The organism is Roseateles sp. P5_E8 (assembly GCF_054177665.1).
Genome location: NZ_JBGCUM010000064.1, coordinates 1 through 19,680 on the forward strand (window position 1 = coordinate 1; position 19,680 = coordinate 19,680).

General features: G+C 69.6%; 13 protein-coding genes. 9 read left to right on the top strand and 4 right to left on the bottom strand.

What is annotated here, in order from left to right; all coding sequences use genetic code 11:
• From ACXRVZ_RS24020 to ACXRVZ_RS24035, 4 genes are all read left to right on the top strand, one after another.
• Positions 1–1,691, top strand: a 1,691-nt coding sequence (locus ACXRVZ_RS24020) for a transglutaminase family protein (protein ID WP_458232909.1), incomplete at its 5' end; no start/stop codon positions are given.
• A gap of 58 nt (positions 1,692–1,749) precedes the next feature.
• Complete coding sequence (locus tag ACXRVZ_RS24025) at positions 1,750–2,595, top strand: alpha/beta fold hydrolase (RefSeq protein ID WP_457424645.1); 846 nt, start codon at positions 1,750–1,752, stop codon at positions 2,593–2,595.
• Between the two features lie 115 nt (positions 2,596–2,710).
• Positions 2,711–5,440, top strand: coding sequence for a circularly permuted type 2 ATP-grasp protein (locus tag ACXRVZ_RS24030; RefSeq protein WP_457424647.1), 2,730 nt, complete (start codon positions 2,711–2,713; stop codon positions 5,438–5,440).
• Entirely contained in the window at positions 5,437–6,417 is a 981-nt protein-coding gene (locus tag ACXRVZ_RS24035) for a transglutaminase family protein (protein WP_457424649.1), read from the top strand. The genes ACXRVZ_RS24030 and ACXRVZ_RS24035 overlap by 4 nt, the downstream gene beginning before the upstream one ends.
• Here ACXRVZ_RS24035 and ACXRVZ_RS24040 read toward each other — a convergent pair.
• Positions 6,373–8,931: a S8 family serine peptidase gene (locus tag ACXRVZ_RS24040; protein WP_458232910.1), complete on the bottom strand. Its 2,559-nt coding sequence runs from the start codon at positions 8,929–8,931 to the stop codon at positions 6,373–6,375. The two genes, ACXRVZ_RS24035 and ACXRVZ_RS24040, sit on opposite strands and share 45 nt — an antisense overlap.
• A gap of 73 nt (positions 8,932–9,004) precedes the next feature.
• Positions 9,005–11,716, bottom strand: coding sequence for a CHASE domain-containing protein (locus tag ACXRVZ_RS24045; RefSeq protein ID WP_458232911.1), 2,712 nt, complete (start codon positions 11,714–11,716; stop codon positions 9,005–9,007).
• A gap of 101 nt (positions 11,717–11,817) precedes the next feature.
• On the opposite strand from ACXRVZ_RS24045, the gene ACXRVZ_RS24050 reads away from it, so the two are divergent.
• On the top strand, positions 11,818–12,363 hold the full coding sequence (locus tag ACXRVZ_RS24050) for a DinB family protein (RefSeq protein ID WP_457424654.1): 546 nt from the start codon (positions 11,818–11,820) through the stop codon (positions 12,361–12,363).
• A 15-nt stretch (positions 12,364–12,378) separates the two neighbouring features.
• Entirely contained in the window at positions 12,379–12,924 is a 546-nt protein-coding gene (locus tag ACXRVZ_RS24055) for a hypothetical protein (protein WP_457424656.1), read from the top strand.
• A gap of 17 nt (positions 12,925–12,941) precedes the next feature.
• Here ACXRVZ_RS24055 and ACXRVZ_RS24060 read toward each other — a convergent pair whose 3' ends face one another.
• Positions 12,942–13,499, bottom strand: a complete 558-nt coding sequence (locus tag ACXRVZ_RS24060) for a pyridoxamine 5'-phosphate oxidase family protein (protein ID WP_457424658.1) — start codon at positions 13,497–13,499, stop codon at positions 12,942–12,944.
• A gap of 252 nt (positions 13,500–13,751) precedes the next feature.
• On the opposite strand from ACXRVZ_RS24060, the gene ACXRVZ_RS24065 reads away from it, so the two are divergent.
• Positions 13,752–14,366, top strand: coding sequence for a hypothetical protein (locus ACXRVZ_RS24065; protein WP_457424660.1), 615 nt, complete (start codon positions 13,752–13,754; stop codon positions 14,364–14,366).
• Positions 14,367–14,402: 36 nt separating this feature from the next.
• Here the strand turns inward: ACXRVZ_RS24065 and ACXRVZ_RS24070 are convergent, their stop codons facing one another.
• Positions 14,403–17,939: an indolepyruvate ferredoxin oxidoreductase family protein gene (locus ACXRVZ_RS24070; protein ID WP_458232912.1), complete on the bottom strand. Its 3,537-nt coding sequence runs from the start codon at positions 17,937–17,939 to the stop codon at positions 14,403–14,405.
• A 108-nt stretch (positions 17,940–18,047) separates the two neighbouring features.
• On the opposite strand from ACXRVZ_RS24070, the gene ACXRVZ_RS24075 reads away from it, so the two are divergent.
• Complete coding sequence (locus ACXRVZ_RS24075; RefSeq protein ID WP_457424664.1) at positions 18,048–18,518, top strand: Lrp/AsnC family transcriptional regulator; 471 nt, start codon at positions 18,048–18,050, stop codon at positions 18,516–18,518.
• Positions 18,519–18,549: 31 nt separating this feature from the next.
• On the top strand, positions 18,550–19,587 hold the full coding sequence (locus ACXRVZ_RS24080) for a sensor domain-containing diguanylate cyclase (RefSeq protein WP_457424666.1): 1,038 nt from the start codon (positions 18,550–18,552) through the stop codon (positions 19,585–19,587).
• The last annotated feature ends 93 nt before the right edge of the window (positions 19,588–19,680 follow it).

Genomic DNA, 19,680 nt, shown 5'->3' on the forward strand with positions numbered 1-19,680 from the left:
CGGCGGGGGCTGCCGGCGCGGCTGCCGCAGGCACGGCGGCGGGCACGGGCACGAGTACGGGCACAACTGCCGGCACTGACGCCGCCGCCGGCGCGCCGGGCCGCTTTGAAAGCGCCCGCGGCCTCACGCGCACGGCGCTCTGCGTCGAGGCGCGCGACCCGCGCCGCGCCAACGGCCCCAAGGCCGAGCGCAAGGGCCAGGCCAGCAGCGTGCTCTACGTCTTCATGCCGCCGCTCGAAAAGCTGGAGCACTACCTGGAGCTGCTCGCGGCCCTCGAGATCGCCTGCGAGGACACCGGCTTCAAGATCGTGCTGGAGGGCTACCCGCCGCCGCGCGACCCGCGCCTCAAGCTGCTGCAGGTCACGCCCGACCCCGGCGTCATCGAGGTCAACATCCACCCCGCGCACAACTGGGGCGAGCTGGTGGCCCACACCGAGTTCCTCTACGAGGCGGCGCGCCTGACGCGGCTGTCCAGCGAGAAGTTCATGATGGACGGCCGCCACAGCGGCACCGGCGGCGGCAATCACTTCGTGCTGGGCGGCGCCACGCCGGCGGACTCGCCCTTCCTGCGCCGGCCCACGGTGCTGGCCTCGCTGCTGGCCTACTGGCACAACCACCCCTCGCTGAGCTACTTGTTCAGCGGCCTCTTCATCGGCCCCACCAGCCAGGCGCCGCGCGTGGACGAGGCGCGCAACGACCAGCTGCGCGAACTGGAGATCGCGCTGGGCGAGATCCACAAGGCCAGTGCCGAGTACGGCGAGACGATGCCGCCCTGGGTGGTTGACCGCACGCTGCGCAATGTGCTGGTCGACGTGACCGGCAACACCCACCGCAGCGAGTTCTGTATCGACAAGCTCTACTCGCCCGACTCCGCAACCGGTCGACTGGGCCTGCTGGAGCTGCGCGCCTTCGAGATGCCGCCGCATGCGCGCATGAGCATCGTGCAGCAACTGCTGCTGCGCGCCCTCGTCGCCCGCTTCTGGAAGACACCTTACCGCGCGCCGCTGGTGCGCTGGGGCACCGAACTGCACGACCGCTGGCTGCTGCCCCACTTCGTGCAGGACGACTTTGCCGACGTCATCGAGGACATGAAGGAGGCCGGCTACGCAATGGACGCCGCCTGGTTCGCGCCGCACTTCGAGTTCCGCTTCCCCAAGTACGGCGAGTTCGCCGCGCGCGGCGTGCATGTGACCTTGCGCAGTGCGCTGGAGCCCTGGCATGTGATGGGCGAGGAGGGCTCGTTCGGCGGTACGGCACGCTACGTGGACTCGTCGCTGGAGCGCCTGGAGGTACTGGTGACCGGCCTGGTCGACACCCGCCACCGCGTGACTGTCAATGGCCTGCCGCTGCCGCTGCAGCCCACCGGTCGTGTCGGCGAGTTCGTGGCCGGCGTGCGCTACCGCGCCTGGCTGCCGCCCTCGGCCCTGCACCCGACCATCGGCATCCACGCGCCGCTGACGGTGGACCTCGTCGACACCTGGCAGAACAAGAGCCTGGGCGGCTGCCGCTACTTCGTCACCCACCCGGGCGGGCGCAGCTACGAGACGCTGCCGATCAACGCCTACGAGGCCGAAAGCCGCCGCCTCGCGCGCTTTGCCGCCATGGGCCACACGCCGGGCAAGGTCGAGGCGGGCGAACCCCAGCGCAGCCTGGAGTTCCCGTTCACGCTGGATATGCGCAAGGTGGGGTGATGGACGAAGCCGTGCCCGAACGGCCGCAGCTCTCGCCTGCGCAGGGCTGACGCCGCCGATGCACATCGAAATCCAACCCGGCGTCCGCCTCTTCGTCGACATCGAAGGCCTCGGTCATGTGCCGGACGGCCGCAGCCTGCGCGAGAAGCCGACGCTGTTGCTCATCCACGGCGGGCCGGGCTTCGACCACACGGCCTTCCGGCCCTTCTTCAGCCGCTTCGTCGACCTCTGCCAGGTTGTCTACTTCGACCAGCGCGGCCATGGCCGCAGCGACGCCCGGCCGGCAGAGGAATGGCGGCTCGACGTGTTTGCCGACGACGTCGTGCGGCTCTGCGATGCGCTCGGGATCACCAAGCCCATCGTGCTCGGCCAGAGCTTTGGCGGCTTCGTTGCCCAGCGCTATCTGGCCCGCCACCCGGCGCATCCAGCCAAGGTCGTGCTGTCGAGCACGTCGCACCATTTCGGCCTCGCTCGCAAGATCGAGCGCTTCGGTCGCCTGGGCGGGCCGGACGCGGCGCAGGCCACGCGCGACTTCTGGGAACGCCCCGGCCCGGACACCTGGGCGGCTTACGAGCGGCTCTGCCGCCATCTCTACAACACCAAGCCCAAGAAGCCCGATGCCGGTGGCTGGATGATCTTCAAGCCCGAGATCCTGTTCGAGCACACACGCACCGAGCTGCCCGGCATGGACCTGCGGCCGGGCTTGGCGCAGGCGCAATGCCCGGTGCTGGTCATGGCCGGTGAGGACGACCCGGTCACGCCGGTGGAGGACGCCGAAGAGATCGTTGCCGCGCTGCCCGCGCCATGGGTGCAGTTCGAGCGCTTCTCCCGCGTTGGCCATGGCGCCTGGCGCGACGATCCGGCCGCTGCCGAGCGCGTGCTGCGCCGCTTCCTCAGCCAGTGACCGAGGCAGGCGGCCAGCGGCCCGTCGATAAAAAGGGGGTGGTCGGCAGCCCTCGCCGCCTGGCGGGGCCTGGACATTGCTTGACAATCCCTTTTCACCCCAGATCACCACCCCCATGTCCGAGCTCACGCCCAGCCAGTGGAGCCTGCTCCCCGATGAGCCGGACGAGCCCGCCGCGCCCGATCCACTGGCGCAGGCCGCTTCCGCCGCGCTGCGCAGCCGTGATGGCCATTTCTACGAACTGACCGGCCAGGTCAACCGCGCCGGCGAGCCCCAGGCCGGCCTGGCCGAGCGTTGGCAGCGCTTCTTCGCCGCCGGTGGGGCGGCTGGCTGGCGGGATCTGTCGGCCAAGGCCTTGCGCGTGCAGCGCCGCGTGCTGGAAGACGGCGCCAGCTACAACGTCCACAGCGACGGCCCGCCGCTGCCCGGCGAGGGCGGCCCCGAGCGCGCGCCGCTGGCCCGCCATTGGCCGCTGGAACTGCTGCCCATGCTGATCGAGCCCGACGAGTGGCGCGACATCGAGGCCGGCATCATCCAACGCGCGCGGCTGCTGGACGCCGTCATGGCCGACACCTACGGCGAGCGCAAGCTGCTGCGCGACGGACTGCTGCCGGCCTCCCTCGTGCTGGCCCACCCGCAATACCTGCGCGCCATGCACGGCGCCAAGCCGCCGGGCGGCGTGCACCTGCATGTGCTGGCCTTCGACCTGACCCGCTGCGCCGACGGCAAATGGTGGGTGGTCGGCCAGCGCACGCAGGCCGCATCGGGCCTGGGCTATGTGCTGGAGAACCGCCTCATCATTGCCCAGCAATTCCCCGAGGCCTTCCGCCAGATGGCCGTGCAGCGCCTGGCCGCGAGCTACCGCGACTTCATCCGCACACTCACCCAGCTCTCGCCCGCCGGCGAGCGCAGCCGCGTCGCGCTGCTGACGCCCGGGCCGCGCAACGAGACTTATTTCGAGCAGGCCTTCCTCGCGCGTTATCTCGGCATCACGCTGGTGGAAGGCGCCGACCTGACCGTGCGCGCCGACAAGGTCTACCTGAAGACGCTGGCTGGCCTGGAGCGCGTGCACGTGCTGCTGCGCCGCGTGGACGACACCTGGCTGGACCCGCTGGAGCTGCGCCCCGATTCCATCCTCGGCGTGCCCGGGCTGCTGCAGGCGGTGCGCGCCGGCGAGGTCATCCTGGCCAACGTGCCCGGCTCGGGCTGGCTGGAAAGCCCCGGCCTCACCGCCTTCTGGCCCGGCGTGGCCGAGACCCTGCTCGGCGAAGACCTGAAGCTGCCAGCCATCCAGAGCTGGTGGTGCGGCGAGGAGAGCGCCTGGCGCACGCTGCGCCCGCGCCTGGCCGAGTTCGTCGTCGTGCCCACCTTCTCGGCCAGCAGCACCACCCAGCACTTCGCCCCCGTCGTGGCGGCCGAGCTCAGCGATGACGACCTGCGCGCCCTGGCTGCGCGCATCGATGCCGACCCCACCGCCTTCACGCTGCAGGCCCGCGTCAAGCCCACCAAGCAGCCCGTCTGGATGCGCGGCGCGCTGGAGCCACGCGTGGCCGTGCTGCGCGTCTTTGCGATGACCGATGGCCAGGGCGGCTGGACCGTGCTGCCGGGCGGCCTCACCCGCGTGGCGCCCAAGCGCGACCCGCTGGCCGACGCCTGGCTGTCCATCCAGCGCGGCTCCTTGAGCGCAGACACCTGGGTCATGACCGACGGCGAGGTCGACCCCACCACGCTGATCGCCCAGCCGCTGCTGCCCGCCGACCTGCGCGAAGTGCACTGGACGGTCACCAGCCGCGCCGCCGAGAACCTGTTCTGGCTGGGCCGCTACACCGAGCGCGCCGAGAACAGCGCCCGTCTCGCGCGTCATGTCATCGAGGCCAGCGTCATGGTGCAGCGCGGCGCCATGCCGGCGCCCATGCTGCCACTGCTGGACGCGCTGGCGCGCCGCCACGGCCTGGTGGGCGCGGAGGCGCCGCATGCCCAGGACGACCCGCGCGGCTTCGAGCGCGCGCTGCTGGCGGCGCTGCTGCCCAGCGCCACGGTGCACAGCGTCGGCTGGAACCTGCGCGCCCTGCAGGGCTGCGCCCAGTCGCTGCGCGAGCGCCTGTCGCCCGAGGCCTGGCGCCTCATCCATGAGGCGGCGGCCCAGTTCGAACAGCACCTGCGTGCGGTGCTCGACCGGCCCGGTGCCACCTCGCCGGTGAGCGACGTGCTCAATGTGCTGGCCCGCGCCGACACCCACCTCGCCGCCATCACCGGCGCCCAGACCGACCGCATGACGCGCGACGACGGCTGGCGGCTGCTGTCCATCGGCCGCCAGCTCGAGCGCCTGTCCTTTCACGCCGAGGTGCTGGCCGAGTGCTTCGAGCAGGGAAACGCCGGGCCGTCCCAAGTTTCCTTGACCCCCTCGGGGGGCGGGCTGGGCGAAGACCAGACCTGGGGGCACACACAATCTCTGGCCCTCACCGAAGACGGCTTCAGCCTGCTGCTGGGCGTGTTCGACTCCACCATCACCTACCGCGCCCAGTTCCAGGCGCGCCGCGAGGCGCCGCCGTTGCTGCACCTGCTCGTGCATGACACCGACAACCCACGTTCGCTCGGCTGGGTCGCGCGCACCATGCGTGAGCGCTTTGCCAAGCTCGCCCGCCACGACCCCGGCTGGGCCGCCGACATCGCCGCCGAGCTGCCCGTGCCCGAGGCCTGGCCGCTGGCCGACCTGGCCGCGCCGGGGCCGGCACTCGTCGAGCACTTGAAGCAGGCGGCGGCCCAGGCCGGCGAGCTGTCCAGCCTCATCAGCCAGCGCTACTTCGCCCACGTCATCGGCACCGAGCAGCGGGTGTGGCAATGACGGTGAAGCTCGCCGTCCATCACGTCACCGAGTACACCTACGACGACTCGGTGGAATGGGCCCACCACGCCGCCTGCCTGGCGCCGCAGCACACAGCCTGGCAGGCCATCCACGACTGGCGGCTCAACATCGACCCGCTGCCCGATGGCTGGGGCACCGGCTGGGATGACGTGGGCCTGGAGCTGGACCCCGCCGAGCTGGCCCGCCGCCTGCGCCGCGACCCCTGGGGCAACCGCCACCTCAGCTTCGGCCATGCCCGGGTGCACGAGAAGCTGGTCGTCGACAGCCGCTTCGTTGCCGAGTTGCAGGAGCGGGCCGCGCCCGATCCCACGCGCGGCCCGGCCTGGGAGAGCGTCGCCCGCAGCCTGCGCTACCGCGCCGGCCGTGCGCTGCAGGCCGCCGACGAGTTCGCGCTGGCCTCCACCTATGCCGCGCCCGACGAGACGCTGGCCGCCTACGGTCGCCGCGCCTTCTCCACCGGCCGCACGCTGGCGGCAGGCGGGCTGGCGCTGATGCACCAGATCCACACCGACCTGCGATACCTGCCGCACAGCACGACGGTGGCCACGCGTGCCGCCGACGCGCTCGCGCAACGCAGCGGCGTCTGCCAGGACTTCGCCCACGTCTTCATCGCCGCCTGCCGCTCCCTCGGCCTGGCGGCGCGCTACGTGTCGGGCTATCTGCTGACGCGGCCCGCGCCGGGCCAGACCAAGCTCGTCGGCGCCGATGCCTCTCATGCCTGGGCCGAGATCTGGTGCCCCGAGCAGGGCTGGCTGGCGCTGGACCCGACCAACGACGTGCCCGCCGGCCTGGACCACGTCACGCTTGCCTGGGGCCGCGACTACGGTGACGTGGCACCGCTGCGTGGCGTGCTGCGGGGTGGTGGCGTGGCGACGCTGAAGGTCAGCGTCAACGTCGAGCCGGTTGCAGACTCAGCCGGCATCGCGCAATCGCAATCTCAGTCGCAAGGCATGTGACGACGTGGGTCGGCTGCCGGGGCGGGCGAGGCCTGCCGCGCAGGCCAGTGCAAGCAGCCATACCGCCGACATCGCGCCACCGCCGCCACTGCCCGGACTGACGGTCGACCCGGTCGTCGTGGCCGCTGTCGTCACCGTGATCGTCTGCGTCTTGGTGGCCTGCGCGCCGGCGCTGTCGGTCAGCGTCAACTGCACCGTGAACGTGCCGGCCGCGCTGGTGACCACGGTGGCCGTCGAGCCCGTCGTGGGCCCGCTGAAGCTGGCGATGCCGCTGCCACTGGTGATGCTCCACTGGTAGCCAGTCAACGTGCGACCGGCCGGCGCGCTGGAGCCGGCGCTGTCCAGCGTCAGGTTGTTGCCCGCCGTCACCGTCGTCGCCGACGGGCTGATGCTGACCGTGGGCCCCAGCGCAGTCACGGTGACGGTTGTGTTCGCGCTGCCGGTCTGGCCCAGCGAGTCGGTCACTGTCAGCGTGACGACGAACGTGCCGCTGCTGCTGCCCAGCGTCGACACCGCCGCCGTGGCGGCATTGGTGGCGCTGGTAAAGCTGGCCAGGTTGGCAGGGCTGGCGCTGACCGTCCACTGGTAGCCCGTGATCGTGAAGCCGCTCGCCGCCTTGGCGCTGCTGCCGTCGAAGCTGACCGGCGTGCCGGCGGCCACGGCGCTGGCCGAGGCGACGATGCCGACCGTCGGCGCGGCCGGCGCGGTGACGGTGATGGCCTGCGTGCTGGTGGCCTGCTGGCCGGTGCTGTCCTTCACCGTGAGCTGCACGGTCACGGCGCCGATGCCGCTCGTCTTCAGGCTGGCCGTGGCCGCGTTGGTCGCGCCGCTGAAGCTGGCGAAGCCTGCGCCGCTGGTGATGGCCCACTGCCAGCCGGTGATGCTGCGTGTGCCGGGCGCGGTGGAGGCGCTGCCGTCCAGGTTCACCGTCGTGCCGGCGATCACAGTCGTCGCGCTGGCCGTGATGCCGGCCGTAGGCCCGGCGGCGTTGGCCGCAGCGGCCACGGCGGCGCCCACGTCCAGCAGGCCGGCGCCGCAGGTGGAGGTGGTGCAGTAGCACTCGTCCTGCACGCTGGCATTGGGGGCATGGCAGATGGGCACGCTGCTTCCCGACGGTTGCACGGGGAAGCTGAGTGCCGTCGACTGCAGCAGCGACTTGATCTGCGCGGGCTTCAGCGACGGGTTGGCCGACAGCATCAGCGCCGCCGCGCCCGCCACCATCGGCGTGGCAAAGCTGGTGCCGACCGAGTAGTTGCTGCTGTTGCTGTAGGTGTGGCTGCCAGCGGTCGTCGTGCCGGTGTTGGTGGCCGTGAGGATGGGGTAGAGGCAGGTGCCGCTCAGGTTGACGCAGTTGCCGCCGGGCGCGGCGATGGCGACCTGGGCGCCGATGCTGGAGAAGCCGACCTTGGTGCCGACATGGCGCACGCCGGCCACGGCGATGACGCCCGTGCAGTTGGCGGGTACGCCCACCGCCAGGCCTTCCTCGTTGCCGGCCGCGACGACGACGGTGACGCCGGCCGCGACGAGCTGGGTGATGGCGTCCTGGTAGGCCGCGCTGCAGCTTCCGGTGCCGCCGAGCGACAGGTTGATGACCTTGGCCGGGTTGGGGTTGCTTGTCGGCAGGCTGCTCAGGCCGGCGGCCCAGAGCATGCCGGCAATGATGTCCGAGTCCGTCCCGCCGCACTTGCCCAGCACGCGCACGGGCAGGACCTTCACGTCGTAGCCCACCGAGGCCATGCCGACGCCGTTGTTGGTCTGCGCGCCGATGATGCTGGACGTCTGCGTGCCATGCCAGCTGCTGTTGGTGGCCGACTCGCCGCTGCCGCACTGGCCGGCCGTCGTCCAGTCGCCGGGGTCGGTGGCGTCGGCATCGCGGCTGCCGCCGTCACCCGACGTCGTGGTCGAGCTGACGAAGTCGTAGCCGGGCAGGAGCTTGGCTGCGAGGTCGGGGTGGGTCAGCAGCACGCCGGTGTCGATGTCGGCGACGACGAGGCTGCTGGCGCCCGTCGTGAAGGCCCAGGCGCCCACGGCATTGATGGCGGAGATGAAGGTCGTGTCGGCCGGCTGCAGATACCACTGGCCGGCGGCCAGGGCCGCGCCCGAGGCGGCGGGCAGCAGCGGGTCATTCGGCAGGGCCAGCGCATGGCGGCGCTCGTCGGGCACGGCGTATTCCACGTCGGCATCCTGGGCGAGCCGAGCGGCCAGCGCAGCGGAGGTGAGTGCGCTGTCGCCCCACACGACCTGGCTGCGCGCGTCGATCATGCGGCCGTTGCGCAAGCCAAGACCATGGCGGCCGGCGAGCGTGGCGGCCTGCTGCGGACCGCGCTCGCCGCGCTGGCGGGCGTCGCGCATCAGCGGCCCCAGGGCCTTGAACTTGACGATGACGCGGGCGCCCTCGGCATCGTTGGTGACGGCCTGAGCGGGCAGGGCGGCCAGCACCAGCGCAAGCAGGGTGATCGCGGCGATCAGCACGAGCACGACGGGCAGCAATGAGCGAGGAGATAAGCGACGCATGCCTGGATGTTCCTGCAAACCCGTTACTCCCCTGCTGCTGCTTTGTGTCGAGGTCGACACATGCCCGTGACGGCTAGCGCGTCAGCGCCCGCGAGCGCCCGGCCCGCTTGTTGGCAAACATGGCCTCGTCGGCGTGGCGCATCAGCGCGTCGGGCGTGCGGCCGTCGCCGGGGAAATGAGCCAGGCCCAGGCTGCTGCCCACGCTCACCTGGGCGCCGCCGCTCAGCGTGATGGGTTGGGACAGGGCGTCCAGCAGCCGGTTCAGCACCGGCTCCGCCTCGGCCGGCGCCTGGGCGGGGGAGAGCAGCACGACGAACTCGTCGCCGCCCAGGCGCGCCACCGTGTCGCTGGCGCGCAGGCCGGCGTGCAGGCGGAATGCCACGGCCTTGAGCACCTCGTCGCCGGCGTCGTGGCCGTGGATGTCGTTGACCTGCTTGAAGCCGTTCAGGTCCAGGTAGGCGAGTGCAAAGACATGGCTGCTGCGCTCGGCGCCGTGTATGGCCTGCTTGAGGCGGTCGGCCAGCAGCAGGCGGTTGGGCAGGCCGGTCAGCGCGTCGTGCAGGGCGGCATGCTCCATGCGCGCCTCGTGGGCCTTGCTCTGGGTGATGTCCACCATCATCCACAGCGTTTCACCGCCGCTGCCAGGTAGCTCCACGCCGGCCAGGTCCACCCAGATCAGCGAGCCGTCCTTGCGGCGCATCTGCAGCTGCGTGCGGAAGCGCCCGCCGGCGCGAATCTGCGGGTAGGCCAGGGCGCCCATGGTCTCGTAGCCGGCCGGGTCGATGTGGAGGTCGCGCACCGGCACGCCGAGCAGCTCGCCCTCGCCGAAGCCGAACATGCGCTCCAGCGCATGGTTGCGCCAGGTGATCTTGCGGTCGCGCAGCTTGGCGATGCCGACGAGGTCGCTCTCCAGCATGGCCTCCTGGTCGAGCGTGAGCTGGTGCAGCTGCTGGCGGATGCGGTGGGTCTCGCTGATGTCGAACATCACCGAGCGGCTGCGCAGGTATTGGCCGTTCGCGTCGTAGATGGCGGTGGCCGACAGGCTGACGCGGCGTGTCTCGCCGTGGCGGCCCTTGATGCTGAACTCCAGCTCCGACACCCGGCCGTCGCGCTTGAAACGCGGGAAGGCCTCGTTGAAGAGGGCGCGGCCTTCATCGTCGAAGAAGTCCGCCGGGCTGGCGCGGCCTATGAGTTGCTCGGCCGTGCACCCCAGCCACTTCAGGCCAAGCGCGTTGATCTGCAGGAAGCGGCCTTGGGTGTCCAGCGCGTAGTAGGCGCAGGGTGCGTTGTCGTAGAGGTCCAGCAGGCTTTGCCGCGCCTCGTCGGCCTGGGCCTGCAGCGTCTTGCGTGCAGTGATGTCGGAGGCGATGAAGAGGAAGCCGCTCAGCTCGCCGCTGTCGCCGTGCAGGGGCTGGGCCTCGATGTCGACCCAGTAGTCGCGGCCGTCCTTGGCGCGCTGCACCAGTTCCACCTGGCAGCCCAGGCCGACGTTCATCGCCTCGCTCATGCCTTGCACGGTGCCCTCGTCGGTCAGCTCGGAGTGCAGCAGTTCGCGGGGCCGCCGGCCGATGGCGTCGGCCGGCGTGTAGCCGCTGGTGCGCGTGAAGCCCTCGTTCACCCAGGTGATGCGGCGCTCGGGGTCGGTGATCATGACCGCGTTGGTGGTGTGGCTGGCCACCGCAGCCAGCCGGGTCAGGTCCGCCGTCATGCCGCGCGCCATCTGCTCGGCGCGTGCGCGGCCGGCGGCCAGCAGATAGACCGTCAGGGCCAGCAGCACGCTCAGCAGCGCGCCGCCCAGCCCCATGCCGATGCCGGACAGGCCCAGCAACCGCACGTTCGCGTCCCGCGTCAATGCGGAGTCGAGGCGGAACTCCCGGCCGGCCACCGTGAAGTGGACGGACTCAGCCGTGGGGGACTCCGCCAGCGTGTCCTGCTCCGCCTCGGCCGGCGTCAGCGCCTGGCCGTCGCGCGTGACCAGCAAGGGGCCGAACTCGCCGTCGGGCATGCGCACCGACAGCTTCAGGTCCAGCAGCGACGACACCGGCTCGGTCACGCCGCGCAGCAGGTCGTTGACCACCAGCGGCGCATACAGCAGGCCTTGCAGGGACGCGCGGCGCTGGTCCGGCCTGCCCGGGTCATGCCCCTGCCGGTAGACCGGCAGCAGCAGCAGGAAGCCCGGGCCCTTCAGCGGGTCCTGCACCAGCCGCACGATGCTGGAGAGCGTCGGCTCGCCGCTCTCGACGGCCTGCTCGATGGCCTGGCGGTGGATCGGGTCGGCGCCCGAATCCTGGCCCCAGGCCGCGAAGTTGCGCGAGAACGGCGAGACCTGGGTGACGACGTAGAGCGTCGGTTCAAGGCCCGTGTGATGCACGTTGAATTCGGTCGTGCCTTCGCGCTGGCGCTCGGCAACGAAGCGGGCCAGGTTGCTGCGCTCAACCCGTTCGATGAAGCCAAAGCCGCGCACGCCGGGGAACTCCTTGGCCAGGTCGCGCGACTCGACATAGGCGTCGAAGGCCTGGCGGCTGAACTTGCCCTCCAGCGCCGCCAGCGTGCCGCGCGCGCCCTTGAGGCCGTAGACGGGCATGGTCAGCCGCTTGACCAGGTCGGCCTGCAGGCGCTCCACCTGGCGCTCCTGCTGGGCGTGTGCCTCGGCGCCGGCCGCGCGCTGCTGCCAGATGACCCCGCCGGCGGTCAGTGCCAGGCCGATGGACAGCACCACAGCCGCCGCGATCCAGGCGGCGGGGCTGGCCATCTCGGGCCCGGTGTATGCGTCTCCGATGCGCAAGCGGTCTCTCTTCTTTATGGGGGGAGTTGCTCGGCGATTGAAACATGTCCGGGCGGTCACGTCAGCCCCACGCGGGGCCCCGCCGCGCACAATCTCCGGCCATGACGATTTTCCCGACCCAGGCCCGCGCCAGCCGCCTCGCCAATCGCCGCGTGCTGGGCGCGGTAGCAACGCTGTCGGACGCTGAATTCCACGCGCCGCGCACCAGCTTCTTCCCCAGCCTGGCGCTGACGCTGAACCATGTGCTGAACGTGGACCACTACTACATCGCCGCCCTGCAAGGCGACGAGCGCATGCGCCACATCTGGGCGGGTTATGTGCCGGCGCAGACGGCGGCCGAGCTGGCCACCAGGCAGGACGAGAGCGACGAGAAGCTGATCGCCTTCTGCGCGGCCTTGCAGCCGGGCGACGAGGACCGCATCGTTGCCTTCGACCGCGGCGCCGGTATCGCGGCCGGCCCCCGCGAGCCCGTGTGGCGGGTCCTGGCCCACCTCTTCATGCACCAGACCCACCACCGCGGCCAGGCCCACGCCATGCTGGCCGGCACCTCGGTGAAGCCGCCGCAGCTGGATGACTTCATCCTGCTGGGGGACGATGTGCATCGCGGCGGGGACATGGCGGCGCTCGGTTGGGACGAGCCTGTGTAACTGGAGGCGTTGATCATGCAGAAAGTCGAACTGGTCAGCTGGAAGCCTGGCATGCAGAAGGTCAGTTGCACGCGTGCGTTGCAAGCCTCGTGCGAGCTGGGTCTGGCAGCCGCGCAGGCGAAGACGGATGCACTGCTGGAGCGCAAATCCCCGACCGTTAGTGCCGCTTCCGCGCCCGCGGCGCGACGGCTGATCCTTCAATTGGCGTCGCTCGGCGTCGTCGCGCGGTTTGCCGCTAGCGCGAGCTACGCGCCTCAGCAGCGGTTCGACGCAGTCTTCGCACTGGTGGCACCGCTGCTCCCGCCCGCGACAGCCGCTGCCGTCCAGGCACTCAGCGCCCAAGGCGAATGGGAGCTGGCGCTCTCGCATTGCATGGCCCGCCTGAGTTCGCAAGCGCCACCGGCCGAGACCGAACGCTTGTTGTCGGAGGTGCTGGTCGAGTTCGGTCTCGCGCTGCCCGACGACGCCTGGGCCGCGGAGATCGAACGGCATCTCGCGGCTGCTGATCGCGGCGAGATGCCGACCCCGTCAGCAAACGGGGTGTTTGGCAGGGCGCGGTGAGCCGCTGACGTCTTCGGTCACGGGCGCAGGTTGCCGACCTCGCCGTCATCGAACTGCTTGCCCAAGGCGGCGCCGATCAGCATCTTCACGCCGGCCACCGCGTCGCCGTGCTTGTTGTCCCAGTACTGGCCTTGCGTGGGATGCACGCGGATGACGCTGATGCAGGGGTCGTCCTTGCCGTCGTGGAACCACACGCGCGCCAACGGCGTCCAGAGCTTCTCGATGAGCGCCTTGTCATGCAGCACGATGGCCTGGCCCGTGAGGTGCAGGAAGCCCGAATGCTCGGACGCCTGGAAGTAGAGCTCGACCTCGCCGTTGGCGTCGATCTGGGCGTTCTTGTGGCTGTGCTTGTCGCTCAGGAACCAGATCGTCCCGTCCTCGTCGCACTGGCGCACGCCCATTGGACGCACGCCGCCATGGGTGACGAGGAAACAGGTGTCGGCCTTCTCCACGACGTTGCGGATCTTCTCCACCGCGTCGCCGCCCGCGAGGTCGTGCCGCGTGTCGGCGTTGTGGGCGTCWGGGTGGGTGGGCGTGAGGTCTTGGGCCGGGGTGTTCAGGATGGGGTAGGTCATGGCGGACTCCATGTCGGGGGGAGTCGCCAAGATAGGGGTCGGGTCGTGCGGTGCTTGTCAGTCCAGGCGCCGCCAGCACGCAGGACTCAACTCAAGGTTTTCCTTGGCAAGAGCGCGCTTTGCGCCGGTGCTCCCCGTGAATGCGGGGGGAAGCGTTAAATTGAATGCGCACAAAGTCTCGCGATTAGTGCGGACAATCGCGCGCCGGTTGCACGAGGTAACCGGCATAGAAAGCAAACAGGGAGGGTATCTATGCAAGCTAATTTCATTCGAACATGGGTTACTGGCGCCAGTCTTGCCTGCGCCGCATGCGTCGCAGGCGCGACCACGTATGACGTCTCGTCATACCCGTTTTCCTACATGGGCGTTACGGGGGCCTCGGTCGCGATCTCGACTTCTGTCACCGGTACGTTCACGACGCCGACGGCCATTGCGCAGTTCCTGAATGGCACAAGCTTCAGCGCCGTGCTGACCAACGCTAGCGGCGTGCTCGTCACGCTAGACAGCAGCAATGCAAGTTGGTCGTTGGACCTCACCGGAACGGGAGCTTCCGCCGTGTTCGATGCGGATGGTGGCCGGTTGAAGCTAGGGTTGTTCACTCCCGACGAGTTCAGCGGCGTCGCGCTGATTCTGAAATCGTTCGATGGGAGGTCCGTCTTCCAGATGCGCAAGGAAAACAACATCACTGACTATGCATTCGTGAACTTCACGCGTGATGCGATGTTTGGCGCTCACGCACCTCAGAGCTACAACGAGGCATTTGCGTTCCGCGCGGTGGCTGCACCGGTCCCCGAACTGCCAGCCGGCATGTTGCTCATTGGCAGCCTTCCACTGATCGCGGCTGCCGCGCGTCGACGTCGGCGCTGAGTAATGCCGTGAGGGCGGGCATTGATCCCGCCCTTTTCAAAGCTCCGCCACACCCTTGACCCGCACCGGCATCGCCACCGGCTGCGCTACCACTTCGACCGCGCGGCCATGGAAGCGGTCGAGCAACTTCTGCCACTGGGTCTTCACCGCCACGACATTGGCATGCTTCACATGTCCATAGCCGCGGATTTTCTCGGGCAGGCGGGCGAGGTCGACGGCGGTGTTCAGGTTGTCCGCCGTCAGTGAGGCCAGGATCTCTTCCATCAGCTTCTCGTAGTCGACGATCAACTGCCGCTCCATGCGCCGCTCTTCGGTCTTGCCGAAGACGTCCAGCGCCGTGCCGCGCAGACCTTTCAGCTTCGCCAGCCACTTGAAGGCCGTGAAGGTCCAGGAGCCCAGCTCGATCTTCTTCGCGCGGCCATCGGCGCCGGGGCGCGAGATCAGCGGCGGGGCGAGGTGGAAGCTCAGGCGCTCCCAGTTCTCGAACTGATCCTTCATCGCCGCCTCGAAGCGGCCGTCGGTGTAGAGGCGCGCCACCTCGTACTCGTCCTTGATGGCCAGCAGCTTGGCGTAATAGCGGGCGACGGCTTGGGTCAGGCGTTGGCCCTTGGCGAGCTTCGTTTCAGCGCCGCGCACGCGGTCGACCAGCGAGCGGTAGCGGTCGGCGTAGGCGGCGTTCTGGTAGTCGGTCAGGAACCTGGCACGCCGCTCGATGAGTCCGTCAGGGTCGTCGAGCTGGTCGAAGTTGAAGAGCTTGACGACATTGACGTCGCCGGCCAGCCTCGCAATGGCGTCCGGTGCGGCGATGGCCAGACGGCCCAGCGCGAAGGCGGTCTTGTTGCCGTCGACGGCCACGCCGTTCAGCTCGATGGCACGCATCAGCGCCGCTTCGCTGACGGGGATGAGGCCACGCTGCCAGCAGGCGCCCAGCATGATGATGTTGCTGGGCAGCGTGTCGCCCATCAGGCGCTGCGAGATGTCCTGCGCGTCGATGGTGGCAAGCTCGCCCTGCTCGCCGACGGCGAACTTCATCTTGGCCAGCAGCGAGTCGGCCTGCAGCGATGCGTCCGGGTTGCGCACGAAGCCAGCGGTCGGCAGCTCGTGGGTGTTGGCGAGGATGACGGTGCGAGCCGCCTTGATCGTGCCCAGCGCATCGGGCGACGCGCCCACCACCATGTCGCAGGCCAGCAGCACATCGGCCTGCTGGGTGTCGATGCGCACCTGGTTGAGCAGGTCCAGCGTTGGCGCCACGCGCACGAAGCTCAGCACTGCGCCACCCTTCTGCGCAAAGCCCATGAAGTCCAGCACCGAGGCCTGCTTGCCCTCGAGGTGGGCAGCCATGGTCACCAGCGCGCCGACCGTGACGACGCCGGTGCCGCCCACGCCGGTGACCAGCATGTCGAACGGCCCTGTCCAGTGCCACGCGGCGGGCGGCTGAATGGCCGCGAGTTCGCGCGCCAGGTCTTGCGCCGTGTAGCTGGCGCCGGCCTTCTTCCTCAGCACGGGTTCGTGCACGGACACGAAGCTCGGGCAGAAGCCGTTCACGCAGGAGAAGTCCTTGTTGCAGCTCGATTGCTCGATGGCGCGCTTGCGGCCCCAGTCAGTCTCGACGGGCACCACGCTCAGGCAGTTGCTGGCCACGCCGCAGTCGCCGCAGCCTTCGCAGACGGCCTCGTTGATGAAGATGCGCTTGGGCGGGTCGGGGAACTCGCCCTTCTTGCGGCGGCGGCGTTTCTCGGCGGCGCAGGTCTGGTCGTAGATCAGCACCGTCACGCCTTCGATCTCGCGCAGCTCGCGCTGCACCGTGTCCATCTCGCTGCGGTCGTGGAAGGTGGTACCGGTGGGGAAGAGGCCGTGATGGCCGTCGTACTTGCCGATCTCGTCGGACACGATCACCAGCCGCTTGACGCCCTCCGCCTCAACCTGGCGGGCGATCTGCGGCACGCTGGTCTGGCCGTCCACCGGCTGGCCGCCGGTCATCGCAACCGCGTCGTTATACAAAATCTTGTAGGTGATGTTGGTCTTGGCCGCGATGGCCTGGCGGATGGCCAGATACCCCGAGTGGTAGTAGGTGCCGTCGCCCAGGTTCTGGAAGACATGCTTCTCGGTCGTGAAGCGCGACTGCGCCGCCCAGTCCACGCCCTCGGCGCCCATCTGGATGAGGCCGGACGTGCCGCGTTCCATCCAGCTCGCCATGAAGTGGCAGCCGATGCCGGCCAGCGCCCGCGAGCCCTCGGGCAGCTTGGTGCTGGTGTTGTGCGGGCAGCCCGAGCAGAAATAGGGCTGGCGGCGCACGCCGTCCGCCGCGTTGGACAACAGACAGGGCGTCAGGAAATCGACGACGAGGTGGCGGCGGTCCAGCGCCGGGTTGAGCCGCGCCAGCCAGTCGGCCACCGTGCCCATGATGCGGCTGGGCCGCAGCTCGCCCAAGGCGCTCAGCACGGCGGCGCCGTTCTCATCCGTCTTGCCGACGACGCGGGGGCGCTGGAAGTCGGGCAGGTGGTAGAGCAGCTCCTTGATCTGGCGCTCGACGACGGGGCCCTTTTCCTCGATGACCAGCACGTCGGTCAGGTTGCAGCAGAACTCGGTGATGCGCGTCGGCTCCAGCGGGAACACCAGGCCCACCTTGTAGACGCGCACGCCGGCCGCAGCCAGCGCGTTGGGGTCCAGGTCCAGCCGGCGCAGCACTTCCATGAAGTCGTAGTGCGCCTTGCCCACGGTCACGATGCCCAGCGTGGCGGCGGGGCTGGTGACGATGTGCTTGTCGATGCTGTTGACCTTGGCAAAGGCCTTCACCGCGTCCAGCTTGTGCGCCAGCCGCGACTCCAGCTCCAGCGACGGCAGGTCCACCGTGCGGATGTGCAGGTCGGTCGGCGCCGTGTAGTCGACCGGGTTGTCGAAGTCCAGCGCCACCGCATCCAGGTCCACCGTCATGCCGCTCTCGACGACCTCCGAGATCGCCTTGAAGCCTACCCACGCGCCCGAGAAGCGGGAAAGCGCCCAGCCGTAGAGACCGAACTCCAGGTACTCGGCCACATTGGCCGGGTGCACCAGCGGCATGCTCCAGGCCTGCAGGGCCTGGTCGCTCTGGTGCGGTGTGCTGCTGGACACGCAGCCGTGGTCGTCCCCGCAGACGACGAGCACGCCACCTTGTTTGCTGGTGCCGTAGACATTGCCGTGCTTGAGCGCATCGCCCGAGCGGTCAACACCTGGCCCCTTGCCGTACCACATCGCAAACACGCCATCGACGGTGCGCTGCGGGTCCAGCGCCACGCGCTGCACGCCCAGGCAGGCGGTGGCGGCAAGGTCCTCGTTGATCGCGGGCAGGAACTCGACGTGGGCGGCGGCCAGGAACTTCTTGGCCTTCCACAGCTGCTGGTCCACCATGCCCAGCGGCGAGCCCCGGTAGCCGCTGACGAAGCCGGCCGTCTTCAGCCCGGCGCGTTCATCCATTTGTTTTTGTGCGAGCAGCAGCCTCACCAGGGCCTGCGTGCCGGTCAGGAAGACCGCGCCGCCGTCGGCCGCGAGGTTGTCGCTGAGCTGGTAGGGGCGAAGCGTTGGGGTGTCTGACATCGGAGCCTCCTGGGGCGGAAATTCTTTCTCCGCATGGCCGGAAGAACTTGCCTCAATGCCGGCTCACGGCGGGCCGAATGAGATGATTCTTCTCCAAAGGAGCTGCGCATGGAAATAAATGACTTCGATCGCGTCAGCCTGCAGATCCTTGAAGCCCTGCAGGCCGACGCGCGCCTGTCCACCCAGGCCCTGGCCGAGAAGGTGGGCCTGTCGGCCACGCCGGTGTGGCGGCGCATCAAGGAGCTGGAGGACCGCGGTGTCATCCGGGGTCAGGTCGTGCTGGTGGACCGCGAGAAGGTCGGCCTGTCCATCCTCGTGCTGGCCAACGTCAGCCTGCTGCGGCATACCGAAGGCGCGGTGGAGCAGTTCGAGCGGCTGGTCGGTACGCGGCGCGAGATCATCGAGTGCCATGCCATCACCGGCGAGGCCGACTACGTCATCAAGGTCGTCGCCGCCGACATGAAGGCTTACGACCTTTTCCTGCAGCAGCACATCTTCAAGCTGCCCGGTGTGAGCAGCGTGCGCAGCAACGTGGTGTTGCGCGAGGTCAAGTACGAAACGGCGCTGCCGGTGGGCTAACCTCGCGCGGTCGCATTGCAGCCCGCCGCCCATGGACTCCTTCTTCGCCCAGCTCTCGGAATCCGTCAACCACGCCCGCACGTTGGAGGACCTGGCCCGGCCGCTGCTGGAGATGCTGGAGGCCGTGACCGGCCTGGAGTCGACCTACCTGACAACGGTCGACCTGGCCGAGGGCCTGCAGCACGTCTTGTACGCCCGCAACTCGCGCGACCTGCAGATCCCCGAGGGCCTGACCGTGCCCTGGGGCGACACGCTGTGCAAGCGCGCGCTGGACGAGAACCGCCCCTTCACCGACGACGTCGGCAGCATCTGGGGAGACTCCGGCGCGGCGCGCGACCTGGGCATCCAGACCTATGTCAGCACGCCGGTGCGCACCGACGACGGCGCTCTCTACGGCACGCTGTGCGCGGCCAGCTCGCAGCGCCGGCCCATGACGCCCGAGGCCGGACATGTGCTGCGCTTGTTCGCCCGCCTCATCGAGCAGCACGTCGCGCGTGAACGCCTGGTCGAGCAGCTGCAGCAGGCCAACACCGAGCTGAAGACGCAGGCCATGACCGACCCGTTGACGGGCCTCATGAATCGCCGCGCGCTGATGCTGGAGCTCGCCCGCCTCAACTCGCTCGCCCACCGCACCGGCAGCTGGCTGCTGGCCGGCGCCATCGACCTGGACGGCTTCAAGCAGGTCAACGACAGCCACGGCCACGATGCCGGCGACGAGTTCCTGCGCGCCATCGCCCACCGCCTGCAGGCTGCGCTGCGCACCGGTGACGTGCTGGCGCGCATGGGTGGCGACGAGTTTGTCGTCGTCGGCCTCGGCCCCAGGCTCGGGGAGGATGGCGCCAGCGCCGCCCAGCTGATGCGCCAGCGCCTGGCCGCCGCCACCGTCGGCCGCTATGCGGCCGGCTCGGCGACGGTAGCCTACGAGGGCGCCAGCGTGGGTGTGGCCTGCCTGGACCTGCAGCGCGCCAGCCTCGAGGAGGTGCTGCGCGAGTCCGACGCGGCCATGTACCGCGTCAAGCTGGAACGCCGCAGGGGCATGGAAGCCCCTCGTCCGGTCTCGCCGCGCTGAACGCGGGCGTGCCCAGCCGGTCCCCCAAGGGGACGGCGATGCTTGGCGGATTGACCGCCAAGCACATCGCCAAGCGGGCCGGCTTGGGAGCGG